This is a genomic window from Mycobacteriales bacterium, from assembly GCA_030697205.1.
Lineage (GTDB): Bacteria > Actinomycetota > Actinomycetes > Mycobacteriales > SCTD01 > JAUYQP01.
Genome location: JAUYQP010000014.1, coordinates 22346 through 41712, shown reverse-complemented (window position 1 = coordinate 41712; position 19367 = coordinate 22346). Strand labels below are relative to the sequence as shown.

General features: G+C 72.4%; 19 protein-coding genes. 4 read left to right on the top strand and 15 right to left on the bottom strand.

Annotated elements, in window-relative coordinates; translation table 11 throughout:
• Positions 1–28: 28 nt before the first annotated feature.
• The 9 genes from Q8R60_04995 to Q8R60_04955 all read right to left on the bottom strand — a co-directional run bounded on the left by Q8R60_04995 (position 29) and on the right by Q8R60_04955 (position 8919).
• Positions 29–592 (bottom strand): roadblock/LC7 domain-containing protein, encoded by a 564-nt coding sequence (locus Q8R60_04995; protein ID MDP3711825.1) that lies wholly within the window; start codon positions 590–592, stop codon positions 29–31.
• Between the two features lie 287 nt (positions 593–879).
• A complete protein-coding gene (locus tag Q8R60_04990; protein MDP3711824.1) occupies positions 880–1641 on the bottom strand; it encodes a shikimate dehydrogenase in 762 nt (253 codons plus the stop codon).
• Positions 1642–2733, bottom strand: coding sequence for an endolytic transglycosylase MltG (gene mltG, locus Q8R60_04985; GenBank protein ID MDP3711823.1), 1092 nt, complete (start codon positions 2731–2733; stop codon positions 1642–1644).
• A 64-nt stretch (positions 2734–2797) separates the two neighbouring features.
• Complete coding sequence (gene ruvX / locus Q8R60_04980) at positions 2798–3226, bottom strand: Holliday junction resolvase RuvX (GenBank protein MDP3711822.1); 429 nt, start codon at positions 3224–3226, stop codon at positions 2798–2800.
• A gap of 144 nt (positions 3227–3370) precedes the next feature.
• Positions 3371–6025: an alanine--tRNA ligase gene (alaS, locus tag Q8R60_04975; GenBank protein MDP3711821.1), complete on the bottom strand. Its 2655-nt coding sequence runs from the start codon at positions 6023–6025 to the stop codon at positions 3371–3373.
• Positions 6026–6027: 2 nt separating this feature from the next.
• Positions 6028–6276 carry a DUF6167 family protein gene (locus Q8R60_04970; GenBank protein MDP3711820.1) on the bottom strand — a complete coding sequence of 83 codons (249 nt, stop codon included), beginning with the start codon at positions 6274–6276 and terminating at the stop codon, positions 6028–6030.
• Positions 6273–6725: a DUF948 domain-containing protein gene (locus tag Q8R60_04965; protein ID MDP3711819.1), complete on the bottom strand. Its 453-nt coding sequence runs from the start codon at positions 6723–6725 to the stop codon at positions 6273–6275. Before Q8R60_04965 ends, Q8R60_04970 begins: the two co-directional genes overlap by 4 nt.
• Positions 6726–8123 (bottom strand): replication-associated recombination protein A, encoded by a 1398-nt coding sequence (locus Q8R60_04960; protein MDP3711818.1) that lies wholly within the window; start codon positions 8121–8123, stop codon positions 6726–6728.
• 22 nt (positions 8124–8145) lie between these two features.
• On the bottom strand, positions 8146–8919 hold the full coding sequence (locus tag Q8R60_04955; GenBank protein ID MDP3711817.1) for a caspase family protein: 774 nt from the start codon (positions 8917–8919) through the stop codon (positions 8146–8148).
• A gap of 88 nt (positions 8920–9007) precedes the next feature.
• Here Q8R60_04955 and Q8R60_04950 point away from each other — a divergent pair, with 88 nt between their 5' ends.
• The gene (locus Q8R60_04950) at positions 9008–9751 is read left to right on the top strand and encodes a GNAT family N-acetyltransferase (protein ID MDP3711816.1); all 744 of its coding nucleotides are present in this window, start codon (positions 9008–9010) and stop codon (positions 9749–9751) included.
• 18 nt (positions 9752–9769) lie between these two features.
• On the opposite strand, the gene aspS is transcribed toward Q8R60_04950, so the two are convergent.
• Genes aspS through Q8R60_04935 form a run of 3 tightly spaced genes read right to left on the bottom strand, consistent with a single transcriptional unit; the run spans position 9770 to position 13455 of the window.
• Positions 9770–11527 carry an aspartate--tRNA ligase gene (aspS, locus tag Q8R60_04945; GenBank protein ID MDP3711815.1) on the bottom strand — a complete coding sequence of 586 codons (1758 nt, stop codon included), beginning with the start codon at positions 11525–11527 and terminating at the stop codon, positions 9770–9772.
• Positions 11524–12771, bottom strand: coding sequence for a histidine--tRNA ligase (hisS, locus tag Q8R60_04940; protein MDP3711814.1), 1248 nt, complete (start codon positions 12769–12771; stop codon positions 11524–11526). The genes aspS and hisS overlap by 4 nt, the downstream gene beginning before the upstream one ends.
• Positions 12772–13455 carry an MBL fold metallo-hydrolase gene (locus Q8R60_04935; protein ID MDP3711813.1) on the bottom strand — a complete coding sequence of 228 codons (684 nt, stop codon included), beginning with the start codon at positions 13453–13455 and terminating at the stop codon, positions 12772–12774. It lies immediately after the preceding gene.
• 123 nt (positions 13456–13578) lie between these two features.
• Between Q8R60_04935 and Q8R60_04930 the strand changes: the two genes are divergently transcribed.
• From Q8R60_04930 to Q8R60_04920, 3 genes are all read left to right on the top strand, one after another.
• The gene (locus tag Q8R60_04930) at positions 13579–14385 is read left to right on the top strand and encodes a peptidylprolyl isomerase (GenBank protein ID MDP3711812.1); all 807 of its coding nucleotides are present in this window, start codon (positions 13579–13581) and stop codon (positions 14383–14385) included.
• A 108-nt stretch (positions 14386–14493) separates the two neighbouring features.
• On the top strand, positions 14494–14757 hold the full coding sequence (locus tag Q8R60_04925) for a hypothetical protein (GenBank protein ID MDP3711811.1): 264 nt from the start codon (positions 14494–14496) through the stop codon (positions 14755–14757).
• Entirely contained in the window at positions 14754–15137 is a 384-nt protein-coding gene (locus Q8R60_04920; GenBank protein ID MDP3711810.1) for a PIN domain-containing protein, read from the top strand. Before Q8R60_04925 ends, Q8R60_04920 begins: the two co-directional genes overlap by 4 nt.
• Before the next feature lie 17 nt (positions 15138–15154).
• On the opposite strand, the gene Q8R60_04915 is transcribed toward Q8R60_04920, so the two are convergent.
• Genes Q8R60_04915 through secF form a run of 3 tightly spaced genes read right to left on the bottom strand, consistent with a single transcriptional unit; the run spans position 15155 to position 19367 of the window.
• Positions 15155–17575, bottom strand: a complete 2421-nt coding sequence (locus tag Q8R60_04915) for a bifunctional (p)ppGpp synthetase/guanosine-3',5'-bis(diphosphate) 3'-pyrophosphohydrolase (protein ID MDP3711809.1) — start codon at positions 17573–17575, stop codon at positions 15155–15157.
• Between the two features lie 59 nt (positions 17576–17634).
• The gene (locus tag Q8R60_04910) at positions 17635–18171 is read right to left on the bottom strand and encodes an adenine phosphoribosyltransferase (GenBank protein MDP3711808.1); all 537 of its coding nucleotides are present in this window, start codon (positions 18169–18171) and stop codon (positions 17635–17637) included.
• On the bottom strand, positions 18171–19367 hold the full coding sequence (gene secF / locus Q8R60_04905; GenBank protein ID MDP3711807.1) for a protein translocase subunit SecF: 1197 nt from the start codon (positions 19365–19367) through the stop codon (positions 18171–18173). The genes Q8R60_04910 and secF overlap by 1 nt, the downstream gene beginning before the upstream one ends.

Below are 19367 nucleotides of genomic sequence, written 5' to 3'. Positions count from 1 at the left end.
CCCGTCAGGTCAGGGGGGTGGGTTCGAGCTAGGACCAGGCCGAGGTCTCGCCGGGCAGGACAGACCCGGACGGGGCGTACGACGACCAGCCGGCCGCGGCGTCGGCCTGCGCGGGAGGAGCGGAGTAGTCCGGGACGGCCGCAAGGACCGGCTCGGGCTGGGCCGGGACGGCGGCGACTTCGGGCTCCTCCGCCTGGGTGCCCTCCTCGCGGAGGACCTCGGCGACGGCCGCGGCGCAGCGCTTCACCTCGTAGAGCATCATCCCGACCTTGGCGCCCTGGGCGGCCACGGCGACGAGGACAGCCTCGTCGTCGGCGGAGATGAGGAAGACGGTGCCGGAGTCGCCCTCGATGTAGACCTGGGACAGCTCACCGCGGCCGAGGCCCTGGGCAGCGCGCTCACCGAGCGAGAGCAGCGCGGCGCTCATCGCGGCGACGCGGTCCTCGTCCATCGACGGGGGCAGTGCCGAGGCCATGGGGAGCCCGTCGAAGGACACCACCGCGGCGGCCTCGATCTCCGGGGTCTGCGCGAGCAGCCCGTGGATCGCCCTGTCGAGTCGGTCCGAGCGGCTTCCGGAGTGCAGGTCGGACATGCGGGGGCTCCCTTCGGGGACGGTCAGGCCCTGACCGTCCGATAGGACTCCATCGTCACCGACGGTCACGGGCTTGAGCGCCGGTCACGGCGCTGTCCCCACGGGCGGGCCCGCAGTGGGGTGCGCGAGCCTCACGTCACCCTGCCGGACGAGCGGGTCGTCGCCCGTGCTCGGATCCGAACTGCTTCCACCTCCGCGGGCTCAGGTGGCGGTCCGCGCATGAGCCCCCGTGGCCGTCATGCGTGAGGGCGGGACTGGACGCAGTTCGGACCACGAGCCGGGATGCTTCAGGCCAGGGCCGCGCGCATGGCCTCGAGTGGGGCGGGGCGGCCGGTCATGAGCTCGACCTGGCGGGCAGCCTGGTGCAGCAGCATCGCCGCTCCCCCCACGACCACTCCCCCGCAGGCGGTGGCGAGCGCGGTGGGCCAGGGCGCGTAGACGACGTCGAGCAGGGCGGGTACGCCGACGACGTGCTCGCGCAGCGCATCGCCCGCGCCGACGGGCAGGGTGCTGATCACGAGGTCCGCCTTGGTGATCATCTCCGGCCCGACCACGCGCGGTGACAACCCCAACCGCTCCCCCGCCGCGAGGGTCTCCACCGGCTCCGAGCGGACCACCAGCCCGATGTCGTCGCAGCCGAGCTCGCGCAGCGCCGCCAACGCCGACCGGGCCGTCGCTCCCCCGCCCAGCACGATCGCCCGGCCGACGGCAGCCACCCCCGCCTCGCGCAGCGCGGCCACGATCCCGTGCACGTCGGTGTTGTCGCCGTGCCGCACCCCGTCGCGCACCAGCACCGTGTTGGCGGCGGCGACGTCGCGGGCCAGGTCGGTGACGGTGTCGAGCAACGGCAGGACCGCTTGCTTGAGCGGCATCGTCAGGGACAGGCCCGCCCACTCGGGACCGAGTCCGGACAGCAACGCGGCCAGCTCACCGGACGTGCACTCGACGGCGTCGTACGTCCAGTCCAGACCGAGCGCGAGGTAAGCCGCGCGGTGCAGCGCAGGTGAGAGCGAGTGGGCGATCGGCGAGCCGAGGACGGCGGCCCGCACCTAGAAGATGCCCTCGCGCTGGGACTTCGCCTTCTGCCGCAGGAACTCGTCGTAGTCCGCTGTGAAGAGGTGACGACCGTCCTTGTCGGCGAGGACGTAGTAGAGGATGTCGCCGTCGGAGGGGGCGAGCGCGGCGAGCAGCGCGGCGGTGCCGGGGTTGGCGATCGGGGTCGGCGGCAGGCCCTGCTTGATGCGGGTGTTGTAGGGCGTGTCCTTGCGCAGGTCGCTCTGGGTGAGCCCGCCGGCGCGTCGGCCGAGGCCGTAGAGCACCGCCGCGTCGATGCCGAGCGGGATCTTCTGCTCGAGCCGGTTGTAGATGACGCGCGCGACCTGGGGCAGCTCGTCGTCGATGCGCGACTCGCGCTCGATGAGGCTCGCGACGACAAGCACGTCGTACGGCGTCAGACCCAGTGCCTGGGCGCCCGCGACGAGGTCGACCGTCTCGGCCTCCACGTCGTAGCGCTGGACCATCGTCTGCAGGACCTCGACTGCGCTGGTGCCGGGCTCGACGTCGTAGGTGGCGGGGAAGAGGAAGCCCTCGAGCCGGCCCTTGGCGTAGGCGGGCAGCCCGAGCGCGCCGGGGTTGCCCGCGGCGGCCTTGAGGTCGGCCAGCGGGACCTCAGTGTTCTTCGCGATGAGCTCGAGCGCCCCCTCGACCGAGGTGCCCTCGGGGATCGTGACCCGCCCGCGCAGACGTGCCGCGGGGTCGAGCAGCAGCGTGAGCGCGGCCTCGGCGCTCATCATCTCGCGGAGCTGATAGAAGCCGGGCTGCAGGCCGCGGCTGCGGGTGTCGTCGGCCGCGACCTCTGTGAAGGCGCCGATGCTCTTCACGACGCCCTTGTCGAGCAGGGTCGCGGCGATGGCGCGAGCAGTGTCGCCGTCGCGGATCTGCACGACGACCTGACCGCTGCCCGAGCCCTCGAAGTCGGGGTTGCTGCGGAAGCTCCCGACCAGCGCCTTGCCACCGAGCACGACGCCGCCGACGATCGCGAGCAGCACCACCGCCACGACGAGCAGCCCGACCGGCTTCGGGAGGCGCTTGCTGGGCCGCGGGCCGGGGCGGTCCTCGCGCAGGTCGAGCAGATCGGTCACATCGGCGAGCCTACGTCGGGAACGCCCGCGCGGACATGGCGGCCCGCCGACGCTGCTGTGTCTGTCAGGGGGTGGGCCGTCGGTCGAGGTAGCCCTGCAGCAGCGCGACCGCCGCGGCCTGGTCGACGACGGCGCGGGCGGCCTTGCCCTTCTTGCCTGACGCGCGCAGGGCGGCGGTGGCCGTGACGGTGGTGAGGCGCTCGTCGACCAGCTCGACGGGCACGGGTGCGACCAGCGGGGCGAGCTGCGCGGCGTAGTCGCGGGCCATGTCGGCGCTCGCGGACTCCGAGCGGCCCGACAGGCTGGTGGGCAGGCCCACGACGACGACCACCGCGGCGCGCTCGGCCACGAGCTCGGCGACCCGGGCGAGGCCGGGAGCCGCGACGGTCTCGACCGGTGACGCGAGCAGCCGGTCGGGGTCGGAGGCGGCGACGCCCACGCGGACGGTGCCGACGTCGACCGCCAGGACCACTCCCGGCCGTGTGGTGGTCACGACCCCACCCCCGGCTCCCCTAGCGCGATGATCTTCGTCTCCTTGCGGCAGGTCACGCTCAGCGAATCGCAACAGGGCGAAGATCGTCGCGAGAAACGGGCGGGGCGGAACATGTCCGGGCGCAGTCAGGGCGCGGGGCGGGCGTCAGGTGAGTGACGCGCGGAGGTGGGCCTCGGCGCGGACGAGCGCGTCGGGGATGCCGGCCGGCTTGGTGCCGCCGCCCTGCGCGACGTCGTCCTTGCCGCCACCCTTGCCGTCGACGGCCTCGGCCGCGGCCCGCAGCAGCGCACCCGCGGTCACACCCCGGGCGATCGCCTCCGGGCTGACCGCGGCGACCAGCGTGACCCGCTCCCCTCCGGCGGCCACGAGCACCGCGGACGGACCGTCGAGGCGGCCGCGGACGTCGAGCGCCAAGGACCGGACCAGGTCACCGGGGGTGCCGTCGGGCGCGACGATGCCCGCGAAGCGCACGCCGCCGAGGTCCACGGCGCCCGCAGCGAACTCACCGGACCGCTGCAGCACCTGACCGGCACGCAGCGCGCCCAGCTCCTTCTCGGCGTCGCGGACCTTCTCGAGCAGGCCGGCGACCCGGTCGGGCAGCTCGTCGGACGGGACCTTCAGCAGCCCGGCGAGCTGCGACACCAGTGCCTGCTCGCGGGCGAGGAAGGAGTAGGCGTCGAGCCCGACGAGGCCCTCGACACGCCGCACACCGGAGCCGATCGAGGCCTCCGAGAGCAGCTTCACGACGCCGAGCTGACCGGAGCGCGCCGCATGGGTGCCACCGCACAGCTCGCGCGCGTAGTCACCGACCTCGACGACCCGCACCTGGTCGCCGTACTTCTCGCCGAACAGCGCCATGGCCCCGATCCGGCGCGCCTCCTCCTGCGTGGTGACGAACGCGCGCACCTCGAGGTCGGCCAGCGCGATCTCGTTGATCTCCTGCTCGACGTCGCGCAGCGCAGAGGCCGGGACCGCGCCGGGCGAGGCGAAGTCGAAGCGGAAGCGGCCGGGGTTGTTCTCGGATCCGGCCTGGGTGGCCTGCTCCCCCAGGGCCGCGCGCAGCGCCTGGTGGACCAGGTGGGTCGCGGTGTGGGCGCGCGAGATCGCGCGGCGCCGCTCGATGTCGACCTCGGCCAGGACCGAGGCCCCGACCTCGACCGCACCGGACACGACGCGGGCGCGGTGCACGACGAGGTCCGGCAGCGAGCGCTGCACGTCGCCGACCTCGAGCACGGTGCCGTCGGCGAGCACGATCCGGCCCTGGTCGGCCTTCTGCCCACCGCCCTCGGCGTAGAAGGGGGTGCGGTCCAGCACCAGCTCGACGTCGTCACCCTCGCGGGCCGCAGACGCGACCTCACCGTCGACGAGCAGCCCGCGCACCGTCGCCTCCGACGACACCGAGGTGTAGCCGGTGAACTCCGACGCGCCCGCGAGGTCGAGCAGGGAGCGGTACGCCGAGACGTCGGCGTGCACCTTCTTGCGGCGGGAGTCCTCCTTGGCCCGGGTCCGCTGCTTGAGCATGAGGGCCCGGAAGCCCTCCTCGTCGACCGACAGCCCCTGCTCCTCTGCCATCTCCAGCGTGAGGTCGATCGGGAAGCCGTAGGTGTCGTGCAGCTGGAAGGCCGCCGCCCCCGCGAGGACGCCCCCCGACGCACGGGCCGCCGGGACGGCCGCGTCGAAGATGGTCGCGCCCTTGGACAGCGTCTCGAGGAACGACGCCTCCTCCGCGGCCATCACGGTGTGGATCCGCGAGGAGTCGGTGACGAGCTCGGGGTACTGCGGCCCCATCGCACCGATCGCGGACTCGGTCAGCTCGCGGATCACCGGCTCGCCGGCGCCCAGCAGGCGCATCGCACGGACCGCCCGGCGCACGATGCGCCGCAGGACGTAGCCGCGGCCCTCGTTGCCGGGGGTCACGCCGTCGCCGACGAGCATCAGCGCGGTGCGGACGTGGTCGGTGACGACCCGCAGGCGTACGTCGGAGGCGTGGTCCGCGCCGTAGCGCGCCCCCGTCAGCGCCGCCGCCTGGGTGAGGATCGCCATCGAGGTGTCGATCTCGTAGAGGTTGTCGACGCCCTGCAGCACGGCGGCCATCCGCTCCATGCCCATGCCGGTGTCGATGTTCTGGCTCGGGAGGTCACCGAGGATCGGGTAGTCGTCCTTGCCCGTGCCCGGCCCGCGCTCGTACTGCATGAAGACGAGGTTCCAGAGCTCGAGGTAGCGCTCGCCGTTGACCGCCGGCCCGCCCGCTTCGCCGTACGCCTCTCCTCTGTCGTAGTTGAGCTCCGAGCAGGGCCCGCACGGCCCGGGGACGCCCATCGACCAGAAGTTCTCGCTCTTGCCGAGGCGCTGGATGCGGCTCTCGGAGACGCCGATGCCGCGCCACAGGTCGTAGGCCTCGTCGTCGTCGAGGTAGACGGTGATCCAGAGCTTGTCCTCCTCGAGGCCGTAGCCCCCGTCGGACTGGCTCTTGGTCATCAGCTCCCAGGCCAGCTCGATCGCGCCGGCCTTGAAGTAGTCGCCGAAGCTGAAGTTGCCGGCCATCTGGAAGAACGAGCCGTGGCGGGTCGTCTTGCCGACCTCGTCGATGTCGAGGGTGCGCACGCACTTCTGCACCGACGCGGCGCGCGGCCACGGGGCGGGCTGCTCGCCGAGGAAGTAGGGCTTGAACGGCACCATGCCGGCGTTGACCAGCAGCAGCGTCGGGTCGTCGGCGATGAGGCTGGCCGACGGCACGACGGAGTGCCCGCGACCCTCGAAGTGGCCGAGGAAGCGGGAGCGGATCTCGTCGGAGCGCATCGTCAGGAGTCGATCAGGTCGTTGGTGCCGTCGAGGCCGAGCTGGCTGCGCAGGTCGTCCTCGCGCTCGGCCATGCCCGCGCGGACCTCCGCGCCGAAGTCGCGGATCGCGTCGCCGAGCCCCCCGATCGCGCCGGTCAGCCCGCCGGCCATCCCGGCCGGCGTGAGCTTGGCCGCCGCCTCCTGCGCCTTGCGCACGACGAGGACGCCCACGGTCGCGCCGAGCGCGACGTAGAACAGCCTGCGGGTCACTTCTTCTTCGCCTTCTTCGCAGCGGCCGGCACCGCGGGCGCCTTGGCTGCAGTCTTCTCGCTCTTCAGCTGCGCCCGCACCTGCTTTTCGACGTCGGCGTGCGAGCGCTTGGCCGCGGCCCGGCGCACGCCGTAGGAGAAGGCGGCGACCTTGACGACGGGGCTGCCGAGGGTCGCGGCGAACAGCGAGGTCAACGACGACGCATTGGCGGTGATCGACTGGACGTTGGCCGTGATCGCGTCGACGCGGACGAGCTCCTCGTTGACGTGGGTCACCGAGGTCGTCACCTCACCGAGCAGCGGCACCGTCTTGTCGGTGATGCCCTCGACCAGCTTGCGGGTCTCGTCGATGACGCGCGTGAGGCGCACGAGCAGGAAGCACAGGACGAGCACGAGGATCGCGAAGAAGATCGCGAACACGAGCCCGACGACGTCGCCGACGCTGACCACTTACTGCTCCTTGTCTTGCCCGAGCTCCTCGGGACGGGGTGGTGCGGGGTTGCAGCGGGGACGGAAGCCGGTCGCGACGTCCTCCGGGACCACCCGCCGGTCTCCGCGCAGGACCTCGCGCAGCCCGGCGAGCCGCTCGGAGACGACGCGCTCGACCCCCAGACCGCCAGGCGAGTAGTACTCCCGCCCGACGACCGGGTCGGGCGCGTACTGCTGCGCGACGACCCGTCCCGGGAAGTCGTGAGGGTATCGGTAGCCCGAGTGGCCGAGCGTGCTCGCCCCCGGGTAGTGGGCATCACGCAGGTACGGCGGGACCGTGCCCGTGAGGCCGGCGCGCACGTCGGCGACGGCGCTGTCGACGGCCGCGATCACGGCGTTGGACTTCGGGGCGAGCGAGAGGTGGATGACGGCCTGCGCGAGGTTGATGCGCGCCTCGGGCAGCCCGATGAGCTCCAGCGCCTGCGCGGCGGCGACCGCGACCTGCAGCGCGGACGGGTCGGCCATGCCGATGTCCTCGCTGGCGTGCACGACGAGGCGGCGCGCGATGAAGCGCGGGTCCTCCCCCGCCTCGAGCATCCGGGCGAGGTAGTGCAGCGCGGCGTCGACGTCGGAGCCGCGGATCGACTTGATGAAGCCGCTGATGACGTCGTAGTGCTGGTCGCCGTCGCGGTCGTAGCGGACGGCGGCCCGGTCGACGGCCCGCTCGAGGACCTCCAGCGTCAGCACCGGCTCGACGGCGGCCGCCTCCAGCGCGGTGAGGGCACGGCGGGCGTCACCGCCGGCGAGGCGGACCAGGAAGTCCTCCGCGTCGGGCTCGAGGGTGACCCCTGGGAGACCGCGCGGGTCGGTGACGGCGCGGCGGACGACCGCGCGCACGTCGTCGTCGGTGAGCGGTTCGAGGGTCAGCAGCAGGGACCGTGACAGCAGCGGGCTGATGACGGAGAAGAAGGGGTTCTCGGTGGTGGCGGCGACGAGGGTGACCCAGCGGTTCTCGACGCTCGGCAGCAGCGCGTCCTGCTGGGTCTTGGAGAAGCGGTGCACCTCGTCGACGAACAGCACGGTCTGCGCGCCGGTCTCGCCGAGCGCCCGCTTGGCCTCCTCGACGACCTGCCGGACGTCCTTGACGCCCGCCGTCACCGCGGACAGCTCCCGGAAGCGGCGCTTGGTCTGGGTCGCGATGAGCAGCGCCATCGTGGTCTTGCCGGTGCCGGGCGGACCCCACAGCACGACCGACAGCGGCGCGTCGCCCTCGACCAGCCGACGCAGCGGCTGACCGGGGCCGAGCAGGTGCTGCTGGCCGACGACCTCGTCGAGGGTGCGCGGCCGCATCCGGACCGCCAGCGGCGCGACCCGCTCCTCGGCCGCGCGCTCGGCGGCGTCGAAGAGGGACTCGGTCACGCCACGACCCTAGACGTGGACCTCAGACGCGGGGTGCGGCCAGGTTGAGCGAGCGCTTGTCGCCGAGCACGACCGGGGTCTGACGGCCGTAGGGGCGCTGCGCGGCGGTCATCTGCTTGGCGATCGGGGCGGCGTACTGCACCGCCTCCTGCACGCTGACCTTCTTGTCGCCGTCGGCGTCGGCCTTGCCCTTGTGGATGCCGGCGTCGAAGACCAGCCCGCTCCAGATCGACTTCTTCCAGTCGGGGTGCTCGTAGGACTTCTCGTAGCGACCGCTCGAGGCGGTGAACAACGTGTCGGAATCGGGCAGGCTCTCCGCGAAGCCGCCTGCCTCGCAGCCGCTGATGTTGACCCACGACGACCCGCGGATCTTGCCCAGCGTGCTCGCCACGGTGGTGTCGGCGATGAACTCGCGGTCGATCGGCCAGAGCCGCTCGTGGCCGTCGTTCTGCTTCACGTGGCCGGAGTAGTGGAAGAAGGAGAACGTCTGGCCGGCGCGGGAGTTGTCGACGAGCCACTGCATCCCCGAGCGGATGCGGGCGCCGGTGGCCTGCTCGTCGGTGAGGACCATGATCCGGTCGTTGCGCCAGCCGCGGTTGAGCAGCACCTTGCGGACGGTCTCGACGTCACCGACCCCACCCACGGTGTCCTTGGTGGGCGACCGGTAGTCGGTGATGCCGACGAGCACCGCGAAGCGGTTCTCCGGCGAGGCGACGACCTTGGCCTCCGCGGCGGGCACGAGCGTCACGCCCAGGGCGAGCGCCACCCCGGCAGCGGCCTTGCGTCGTACTCCCACGTCTTGCTCCTTCGGCACGGGTCAGGGTCGGAGTTGAGGTAGTTCGACCCTGTTCTACCGCTTTCCTGCCCGGCCGTAGGGTCGAGGTGTGGCGGTCACGGTGCTCGGCTCGGCGGCGGAGGTGCTCGTCGCGACCGGGCACGACCCCTTTGCGCGCGGGACCCTGCGCCGCGACCTCGTGACGGGCTGGCTCGGCGAGGGGGCGGTGGCCTGGCTCGGCACCGACGCGGAGGAGCGGGTGTCCTACCTGTCGGCGCTCGGCTCACCGCTCGCGGTCGCCCAGCTCGTCGGGGACCTCGCGCCCGAGCTGCGGACCAAGCAGCGGGTGACGCTGCCCCGCGGGACCGCCGCGCTGCTGCCCGCCTGGGTCGAGCTGCAGGGCACCGACTGGGACTTCCGCTGGACCGACGTCGCGCCTGCGGTCCGCGCCGGCGAGGAGCGGGTCGTCGAGGTCACCGACGTCGACCTGCTGGCGGACTTCCTCGCGGTCGCGAACCCTGCCGCGTCGGTGGACCCGCGCGCCGGTGACGCCCGCCGCTGGGTCGGGGTCCTCGGCGCGTCCGGGCTGCTCGCCTGCGCCGCGGACACCTCCGGCGCGACCGGCGTCGGGCACCTGTCGGGCATCGCGGTCGCGCCGTCCGCCCGCGGCCAGGGCCTCGGCGCGGCGGTGACCGCGTGGCTGACCCGGGACCTGCTCGACGAGGGCTGCGACGTGGTGACCCTCGGGATGTACGCCGACAACACCGGCGGGCGGGCGCTCTACTCGAGCCTGGGCTTCCGTGACGAGCACCCGTTCACCAGCGGCCCGCTCACCGTCCGCTCCCGCTGGTAGCCCCCTCCTCCCCGGGGGTCAGGGGGTGGGGGCGGTCCAGTCGACGCCGGCTTCGGCGCGCTGCTGCGTCGTGATGGGCGTCGGGGCGCCGGTGAGGGGGTCGTAGCCGGCACCGGTCTTGGGGAAGGCGATGACGTCGCGGATCGAGTCCGAGCCCGACAGCAGCATCACGACCCGGTCCCAGCCCAGCGCGATGCCGCCGTGCGGCGGGGCGCCGTACTTGAAGGCCTCGAGCAGGAAGCCGAACTTCTCCTCGGCGTCCTCGGGGCTGATGCCCATCATCGCGAAGACCCGCTCCTGCACGTCGCGGCGGTGGATGCGGATCGAGCCGCCACCGATCTCGTTGCCGTTGCAGACGATGTCGTAGGCGTAGGCCAGCGCCTCGCCGGGTGACTCCTCGAAGCGGTCGACCCACTCCGGCTTGGGCGAGGTGAAGGCATGGTGGACGGCTGTCCAGGCACCGGCGCCGACCGCCACGTCACCGGAGGCGACCGCCGTGGAGGCGGCCTCGAACAGCGGCGCGTCGACGACCCAGACGAACGACCAGGCCGACTCGTCGATGAGCCCGCAGCGCTTGCCGATCTCCAGGCGGGCGGCGGCGAGCAGCGAGCGCGACGGGCCGGTCTCGCCCGCGGCGAAGAAGACGCAGTCGCCGGGGGCCGCACCGACGTGGGCGGCGATGCCGGCGAGCTCGGTCTCCGAGAGGTTCTTCGCGACCGGGCCGGTCAGCGTGCCGTCCTCCTGCACGAGGACGTAGGCCAGACCCCGGGCGCCGCGCTGCTTCGCCCACTCCTGCCAGGCGTCGAGCTGCTTGCGCGGCTGCGCGGCCCCACCGGGCATGACGACCGCACCGACGTAGTCGGCCTGGAAGACCCGGAAGGGCGTCCCGGCGAAGTAGTCGGTGCACTCGACGAGCTCGAGGTCGAAGCGCAGGTCGGGCTTGTCGTTGCCGTAGCGGCGCATCGACTCGGCGTAGGAGATCCGCGGGATCTCGCCGATCTCGTGGCCGATCAGCGCCCACAGCGCCCGCACGACCTTCTCGCCCACCGCGATGACGTCGTCCTGGTCGACGAAGCTCATCTCGATGTCGAGCTGGGTGAACTCCGGCTGCCGGTCGGCGCGGAAGTCCTCGTCGCGGTAGCAGCGGGCGATCTGGAAGTAGCGCTCCAGCCCACCGACCATGAGCAGCTGCTTGAACAGCTGCGGGGACTGCGGCAGGGCGTACCACGAGCCGGGCTGCAGGCGCACCGGCACCAGGAAGTCGCGGGCGCCCTCGGGGGTGGAGCGGGTGAGCGTCGGGGTCTCGACCTCGAGGAAGCCCTCGGCGTGCAGGACCTCGCGGGCGGCGCGGTTGACGTCGGAGCGCAGCCGCATCGCCGCGGCCGGGCCGGAGCGACGCAGGTCGAGGTAGCGGTGGCGCAGCCGCGCCTCCTCCCCCACCTCCACGTGGTCGTCGATCGGGAACGGCAGCGGCTCGGCGGTCGACAGCACCTCGACGGTCTCGGCCGCCACCTCGATCGCGCCGGTCGGCAGCGCGTCGTTGCGGTTGCCCTCCGGCCGGACCTGCACGACGCCCGTGACGGCGACGCAGAACTCGTTGCGCAGCTCGTCCGCGGCGTCGGTGCGGACCACGACCTGGGCCACCCCGCTGCGGTCGCGCAGGTCGAGGAAGGCCACGCCGCCGTGGTCGCGGCGACGCGCCACCCAGCCGGCCAGCGTGACGGTCTGGCCGGCGTGCTCCTCGCGGAGCGTCCCGGCCTCGTGGGTGCGGATCACAGGAGCTTCTCCTTCAGGACCTCGACGACGTCGTCGAGGGGTACGGCGGTCTGGTCGGTGGTGCGCAGGTCCTTGACCTGCGCGGCGCCGGCCTCGAGGTCGCGGTCGCCGAGGACGACGGCATAGGCCGCCCCGCTGCGGTCCGCGGCCTTCATGGCGCCCTTCATGCCGCGGTCGCCGTAGGCGAGGTCGGCCGCGACGCCGGCCAGGCGCAAGGCGTCGACGATGAGCACGGCGCGGTCCTTGGCAGCAGACCCCAGGGGTACGACGAAGACCTGCGCGGCCGGCGCGGCCCCGCGCGCGACGCCCTCCGCCTCCAGGGCGAGCATCGTGCGCTCGACCCCGAGGGCCCAGCCGATCCCGGGCAGCGCGGGCCCGCCGATGAGCTCCGACAGCCCGTCGTAGCGGCCACCGCCACCGATCGCGGACTGCGCGCCGAGGCCGTCGTGGACGAACTCGAAGGTCGTGCGCATGTAGTAGTCGAGCCCACGGACGAGCCGGGGCGCGTCCTCGAAGGGGACGCCCATCGCCGTGAGGTGCCGGCGTACCTGCTCGAGGTGGGTCGCGCAGTCGGCGCACAGCGAGGTGCTGATGAGAGGCGCGTCGGCGAGCTGGGCCTGGACCTCGGGGCGCTTGTCGTCGAGGACGCGCAGCGGGTTGAGCTCGGCGCGGCGGCGGGTCTCCGCGTCGAGGTCGAGCCCGGCGAGGAAGGCCTGCAGCGCGTCGCGGTAGGCGGGTCGGCAGGCGGCGTCGCCGAGCGAGGTGAGCAGCAGCCGGGCCTGGGTCACGCCGACCTCGGCGTAGCCGCGCCAGGCCAGGGCAACGACCTCGGCGTCGAGCGCCGGGTCGTCGACACCGAGCGCCTCGACACCGACCTGCTGGAACTGCCGGAAGCGGCCGGCCTGGGGGCGCTCGGCGCGGAACATCGGCCCGGCGTAGCGCAGCTTGACCGGCAGCTGGCCGCGGTGGAGGCCGGCCTGCAGCGCGGCGCGCAGGACCCCGACGGTGCCCTCCGGCCGCAGCGTCAGCGAGCGGTCGCCGCGGTCGGTGAAGGTGAACATTTCCTTGCTGACGACGTCGGTGGACTCCCCGACACCGCGGGAGAACAGCGCAGTGTCCTCGAAGACCGGCGGCTCGACCCAGCCGTAACCGGCCAGCACCGAGGGCGCGAGCAGCGCGTCGCGGACCTCGAGGAAGGCCGAGCCGGGCAGGACGTCGTAGGTGCCCTTCGGGGCGGTGAACACCTACAGCCCCCGGGTCGGCGGGGCGGGGACGAGCTCCTGCAGGAAGGGGTTGGTCGCGCGCTCACGGCCGATCGTGGTCGCTGCCCCGTGACCGGGCAGGACGACGGTCTCGTCAGGGAGCGGCAGCACGACGCGGCGCAGTGAGTCCTGCATCTGGCCCCAGTCGCCGCCGGGCAGGTCGGTGCGACCGATCGAGCCGGCGAAGAGCAGGTCGCCGGCGAGCATGACGGGCTCGTCATCGCCGGTCCGGAAGACGATCGACCCGGGCGTGTGGCCCGGCGCGAGGTCGACCTCGAAGCGGACCCCGGCGAGCTCGATGGGCCCGGCCTCCGACAGCTCGACGACGTCGTCGGGCTCGCTGAAGGTCATCCCGCCGAACAGCTGGGAGCCCACCGCCATCGACAGCCCGCGGGCCGGGTCGGACAGGAGCGCGCGGTCGTCGGGGTGGACGTAGGCGGGGATGCCGTGGGCCCCGCAGACCGGCACGACCGACCACATGTGGTCGATGTGGCCGTGGGTCAGCAGCACCGCGACCGGCTGGAGGCGGTGCTCGCGCAGCAGGTCGTCGAGACCGGGGACGGCGTCCTGTCCGGGGTCGACGACGACGCACTCCTGACCGGGACCGGTCGCCACGACGAAGCAGTTCGTCCCGAACGAGCCGGCCGGGAACCCGCGGACCAGCACGTCCGTCCCTCCTGTTGCAGGTGTGAGAGGACGACCCTACCGGCGCGCTTGCGGCCTGATCGACCGGTATTCCCTAGGATCAGGGCCGTGAGCACCATGGAGCCCGACTCAGGAGGACCCGGCGTGGCCAGCAGCAAGCGCGAGCGCGAGCTCGCACGGATGCGCGCGGAGCGACAGGCGGCGCGACGTGCGGCAGCCGAGGCCCGCCGCAAGCAGCGCCAGACCGTCATCGCCGCCGTCATCGCGATCGTGGTGATCGGGGCCGGAGCGGCCTTCGCCGCGAGCAGCGTGCTGGGTGGCGACGACGACACGGTCGCGAGCTCGAACCCGACACCCACCGCGTCGCCCGCGGCCAACACCGCGACGACGTGCGCCTACAACAAGACCGGCGAGCCGTCGGGAGGCAAGGTGCTCCCGGCGCTGCCGCCCCCGACCGGGGTCGAGCGCGTCAAGACCGCCGTGGCGACGATGGAGACCAACCGAGGCAAGGTCGTCCTGGAGCTCAACTCCAAGGCCGCGCCGTGCACCTCCAACAACTTCCGCTCGCTGGCCCACTTCGGCTTCTTCGACGCCACGTCGTGCCACCGGCTCACGACCGAGGGCATCTTCGTCCTGCAGTGCGGCGACCCGACCGGCACCGGCAGCGGCGGCCCGGGCTACGCCTTCCCCGACGAGAACCTCGCCGGGGCGACCTACCCCGCGGGCACGGTCGCGATGGCCAACTCCGGCGCCAACACCAACGGCAGCCAGTTCTTCCTCGTCTACAAGGACACCCAGCTGCCGCCGCAGTACACCCCGTTCGGCACGATCACGGGTGGCCTCGACGTGCTGCTCAAGGTCGCGGCCGGTGGTTCGGAGCCCGCGGGTGACGGCAAGCCCAAGACCGAGCTGAAGATCACCAAGCTGCGGGCCAAGCTCAAGACCGCCTAGCAGCAACCCGTACGACGAGAGGCCGGTCCGCACCGCGGGCCGGCCTCTCGTCGTCCACCGGGCCCCGCGTCGGTGGGTCACCCGACGTATTGGTGGTACACTCTTCGCGTGCCCACAGCCCGACCGCGACACCAGATCACCGAGACACCCGAGGTGGCCCGGGCCCTGGACCGCGCAGCGGCACGCTGGCCGAACGAGTCCCGCTCTCGACTTCTCCTGCGACTGGTCGATGCCGGTGACAGCGCCTTGGCCGACGAGTCGGCGCGCGTGACGCAGGCGCGGCGCACGGCCGTGAGCGTGTCCAAGGGCGCCTACCCCGATGCCTTCGGCGAGGGCTACCTCGACGAGCTGCGCGCCGACTGGCCGGAGTGATCGCTCTCGACGCCAGCGTGCTCGTCGCCCACTTCTCCGCCGGTGACGAGCACCATGCCGACGCAACCAGCGTGCTGGACGCAGGCGCGGCCGAGGGCTTCCTCCTGCACACGATGACCCTGACCGAGGTGCTCGTCGGCGGCGCGCGTGTCGGCCGCGCGGCACAGCTGCTCTCGGACATCACCGCCATGGGCGTGGCGGTGGCGCCGCGTGACGACGACGAGCCGCTTCGACTCGCGGAGCTCCGTGTCGCGACCGGCCTCAAGCTCCCCGACTGCTGCGTGCTCGACACGGCAGTGACGCACGGGGCGCGGCTCGCGACCTTCGACCGGTCGCTGGCCGAGGCTGCCCGACGGATCGGCGTGGTCGTCCTGAACTGACGTCCGCGCGAGTCAGGTCAGCTGGTGACGCGGTAGGCGTCGTAGACGCCCTCGACGGCGCGGACCTGGGTGAGCAGGTGCCCGAGGTGCTTCGGGTCGGCCATCTCGAAGGAGAAGCGGGAGACCGCGACGCGGTCGCGGGTCGTCGTCACCGTCGCCGACAGGATGTTGACGTGCGCGTCGGAGAGCATCCGGGTGACGTCGGACAGCAGCCGGGTGCGGTCGAGCGCCTCGACCTGGATGTTGACGAGGAACAGCGAGCCGGCGGTCGGGGCCCACTCGACGGCCACGACGCGGTCGGGCTCGGCGAGCAGCTGGTCGGCGTTGACGCAGTCGCGGCGGTGGACCGAGACGCCGCGGCCGCGGGTGACGAAACCGACGACGTCGTCGCCGGGCACCGGCGTGCAGCACTTGGCGAGCTTGACCCAGACGTCGCTGACGTCCTTGACGACGATGCCCGGGTCGCCCGGGGTGCGGGTGCGCGCCTTGCGCGGGGTCGGGACAGCGGTCTCGGCGAGGTCCTCCGCGGCCCCGTCGGCGCCCCCGAGGGACTGCACGACCTTGTGCACGACGGTCTGCGCCGACACCTCACCGCTGCCGACGGCGGCGTAGAGCGCGGTGATGTCGGCGAGCCGCAGCTCCTTGACGACCGCGAGCAGCCCGTCACCGCCGAGCAGCCGCTGCAGCGGCAGGCCCGCCTTGCGCATCGCGCGGGTCAGCGCGTCCTTGCCGGCCTCGACGGAGTCCTCGCGACGCTCCTTGGCGAACCACTGCCGGATCTTGTTGCGCGCCCGGGGGCTCTTGACGAACTGCAGCCAGTCCTGCGACGGGTGGGCGGTCTCGGCCTTCGAGGTGAAGACCTCGATGACGTCGCCGTGCTCCAGGGTCGACTCGAGCGGCACCAGCCGGCCGTTGACCCGGGCGCCGATGCAGCGGTGACCGACCTCGGTGTGGACCGAGTAGGCGAAGTCGACCGGCGTGGAGCCGGCGGGCAGCGCGATGACGTCGCCCTTGGGCGTGAAGACGAAGACCTCGGTGGAGTGCAGGTCGAAGCGCAGCGAGTCGAGGAAGTCGTCGGGGTCCGAGGCCTCGCGCTGCCAGTCGAGCAGCTGGCGCAGCCAGGCCATCTCGTCGCCGCGAGAGGGGGCGCCGGGGGCGCTGTCGACCGGCCCCTCCTTGTACTTCCAGTGCGCCGCGATGCCGTACTCCGCGCGCTTGTGCATCTCCTGGGTGCGGATCTGCATCTCGACGGTCTTGCCCTCAGGGCCGATCACCGTCGTGTGCAGCGACTGGTACATGTTGAACTTGGGCATCGCGATGTAGTCCTTGAAGCGCCCCGGCACGGGCGACCACAGCGCGTGGATGGTGCCGAGCGCGGCGTAGCAGTCGCGCACGTCGTCGACGAGGACCCGGATCCCGACGAGGTCGTAGATGTCGCCGAAGTCGCGCTCCCGCACGATCATCTTCTGGTAGATCGAGTAGTAGTGCTTGGGCCGCCCGGTCACGGTCGCCTTGATCTTGGCGGCCCGCAGGTCGGTCGACACCCGCTCCACGACCTCCGCGAGCTGGGTGTCGCGCGAGGGCGCCCGCTCCGCGACCAGGCGCACGATCTCGTCGTACCTCTTGGGGTAGAGGGTCGCGAACGACAGGTCCTCAAGCTCCCACTTGATGGTGTTCATGCCGAGGCGGTGCGCGAGCGGAGCGAGGATCTCGAGGGTCTCGCGGGCAGTGCGCTCCTGCTTGTCCTGCGGCATGTAGCGCAGGGTCCGCATGTTGTGCAGGCGGTCCGCGAGCTTGATGACGAGCACCCGCGGGTCGCGGGCCATCGCGACCACCATCTTGCGGATCGTCTCGGCCTTCGCGGCGTCGCCGAACTTCACCTTGTCGATCTTGGTGACGCCGTCGACGAGGTGCGCGACGTCGGCGCCGAAGTCGTCCTCGACCTGGGCCAGGGTGTAGGCGGTGTCCTCGACGGTGTCGTGCAGCAGCGCGGCGACCAGCGTGGTGGTGTCCATCCCGAGCTCGGCGAGGATGGTCGTGACCGCGAGCGGGTGGGTGATGTAGGGATCGCCGCTCTTGCGGCGCTGGCCGTCGTGGACCTGCTCGGCGACCTCGTAGGCGCGCTGCACGACCTTGACGTCGGCTTTGGGGTGCGACGCGCGGATGGTGCGGACCAGCGGCTCGAGGACCGGCAGGACCTCGCCGGGCCCGGAGCGGGTGAGCCGGGCCAGCCGAGCCCGGACCCGGCGCCCGGTCGGCGGACCAGTGTCGGGGTCCTCGTCGTCGTCGAGCAGGGGTACGCCGGAACCGCCCGTCGGAGCAGGCTCGGCAGTGGCGTCGGCCGGGCGCGGCTGTGCCTGCGGCGACACGGCGGCGAGGGCGTCCTCGTCGGTGCTGTCGCCGGGCGGGCTCGCGACGGGGGTGACGTCACCTGCCACGGGCGGCTCCTCAGGCTCGGGGTGCAGCCGAGTCTACGGGCGGGCCAGTCGCCTGTCTGTCAGACAGGCAGCAGGACGTGCACCGGCAAGCCGGGGTGGGCGGCCTCGACGGTCGCGCGGCCCGGCAGGAAGGTCAGCTCCATGAGCACCGACAGCGCGACCGGGACCGCACCGGCCCGGCGGACGAGCTCGACCACCGCGGCCGCGGTGCCGCCGGTGGCGAGGACGTCGTCCACGACGAGGACCCGCTCCCCCGGCGCGAAGGCGTCGCGGTGGACCTGCAGGGCGTCGGTGCCGTACTCCAGGTCGTAGCGGACCTCGTGGGTCTCGCGTGGCAGCTTGCCGGGCTTGCGGCACGGGACCAGCCCGGCCCCCACGTGGTAGGCCACGGGGGCTGCGAGCAGGAAGCCACGGGCCTCGATGCCGACGACCTTGTCGATGCTGCCGACCGGGTGGTCGGCCACCATCGCGTCGACGACGGCGGTGAAGCAGTCGTGGTCGGCGAGGACCGGCGAGATGTCCTTGAAGACGATGCCAGGGGTCGGGAAGTCAGGGACGTCGAGGACCCGCTCCCGCAGCAGCGCCGTCAGGTCCACTAGCGCTTCTTCCGCTTCTTCTTGCCGCTCGGCTGACCGGGGCGGCCGCCCTTGCTCTTCGCCTGCGGCGGGCGCCGGGTGCCGGCCGCGGGCTGGGCGGTCGCGGGGGTCACGACGGCAGTGGCGGTCGGGCCGTCACCGGCCGCGAGGTCCTCGTCGGGCGGGAGCGGCTGCCCGGCGGCGCGGGCCGCTGCGCGCTGCGCGAAGCGGCCGCCGGCCTTGCTCACCTGGCCGGAGCGGCGGGCGAGGACGCGCTGGGTCAGCTTGATGTAGGCGTCCTCGCGCTCCTTGAGCTCCACGAACAGCGGGGTGCACAGGAAGATCGAGGAGTAAGCGCCGGCAGCCATGCCGACGAACAGCGCGAGCGCGAGGTCCTTGAGCGTGCCGGCGCCGAGCAGGAACGCCCCGACGAACAGCAACCCGGACACCGGGAGCAGGGCGATCAGCGTGGTGTTGACCGACCTCATGAAGGTCTGGTTGAGCGCGAGCTCGGCGGCCTCGGTGTAGGTCGTCGAGCTGCCGCCGGCGATCCCGCGGGTGTTCTCCTCGACCTTGTCGAAGACCACCACCGCGTCGTACAGCGAGAAGCCCAGGATGGTGAGCAGCGCGATGATCGTCGCTGGGGTGACGACGAAGCCGGTGAGGGAGTAGATGCCGGCGGCCAGGACGAGGTCGTGCAGCAGCCCGACGATCGACGCGAAGGCCATCTTGGGCTCGAACCGGATCGAGATGTAGATCATCACCAGGACGAGGAAGGCGACCAGGCCCTGGATCGCCTTGTTGGTGACCTGCTCTCCCCAGGCGGGCCCGACGTTGGACGAGATGATCTGCGACTCCTGGACCTCCGGGAACCGCTCGGTGATGGCGACGATGACGTCGTCGATCTGCTTGTCGGTGATCGGCGGGGTCTGGACCTTGAGGTCCTCCTCGCCGTTGGAGCGCCCGACGGTCTGGACGATGACCTCCTCGAGCTGGAGGTCCTCGAACAGCGCGCGGGCGTCCTCGACCGAGGAGCTGTTGGACGGCCACTGGAACACCGCCCCGCCCTTGAACTCCACACCCAGGTTGAAGCCGCGGAAGATCATGCTCGCGAAGCTGATGGCGACCAGGGTGATGGCGATGGCGTAGAACCGCTTGCGCTTGCCGATGATCTGGAACTCGGTCTCGCCGCGGTAGAGCCTGCTGCCGATGCCCAT

Excerpts from the sequence above, each read along its gene's own strand:
- Q8R60_04995 (MDP3711825.1), bottom strand. The coding sequence starts at position 592 with ATGTCCGACCTGCACTCCGGAAGCCGCTCGGACCGACTCGACAGGGCG.
- alaS (MDP3711821.1), bottom strand. The coding sequence starts at position 6,025 with ATGCGCTCCGACGAGATCCGCTCCCGCTTCCTCGGCCACTTCGAGGGT.
- secF (MDP3711807.1), bottom strand. The coding sequence starts at position 19,367 with ATGGGCATCGGCAGCAGGCTCTACCGCGGCGAGACCGAGTTCCAGATC.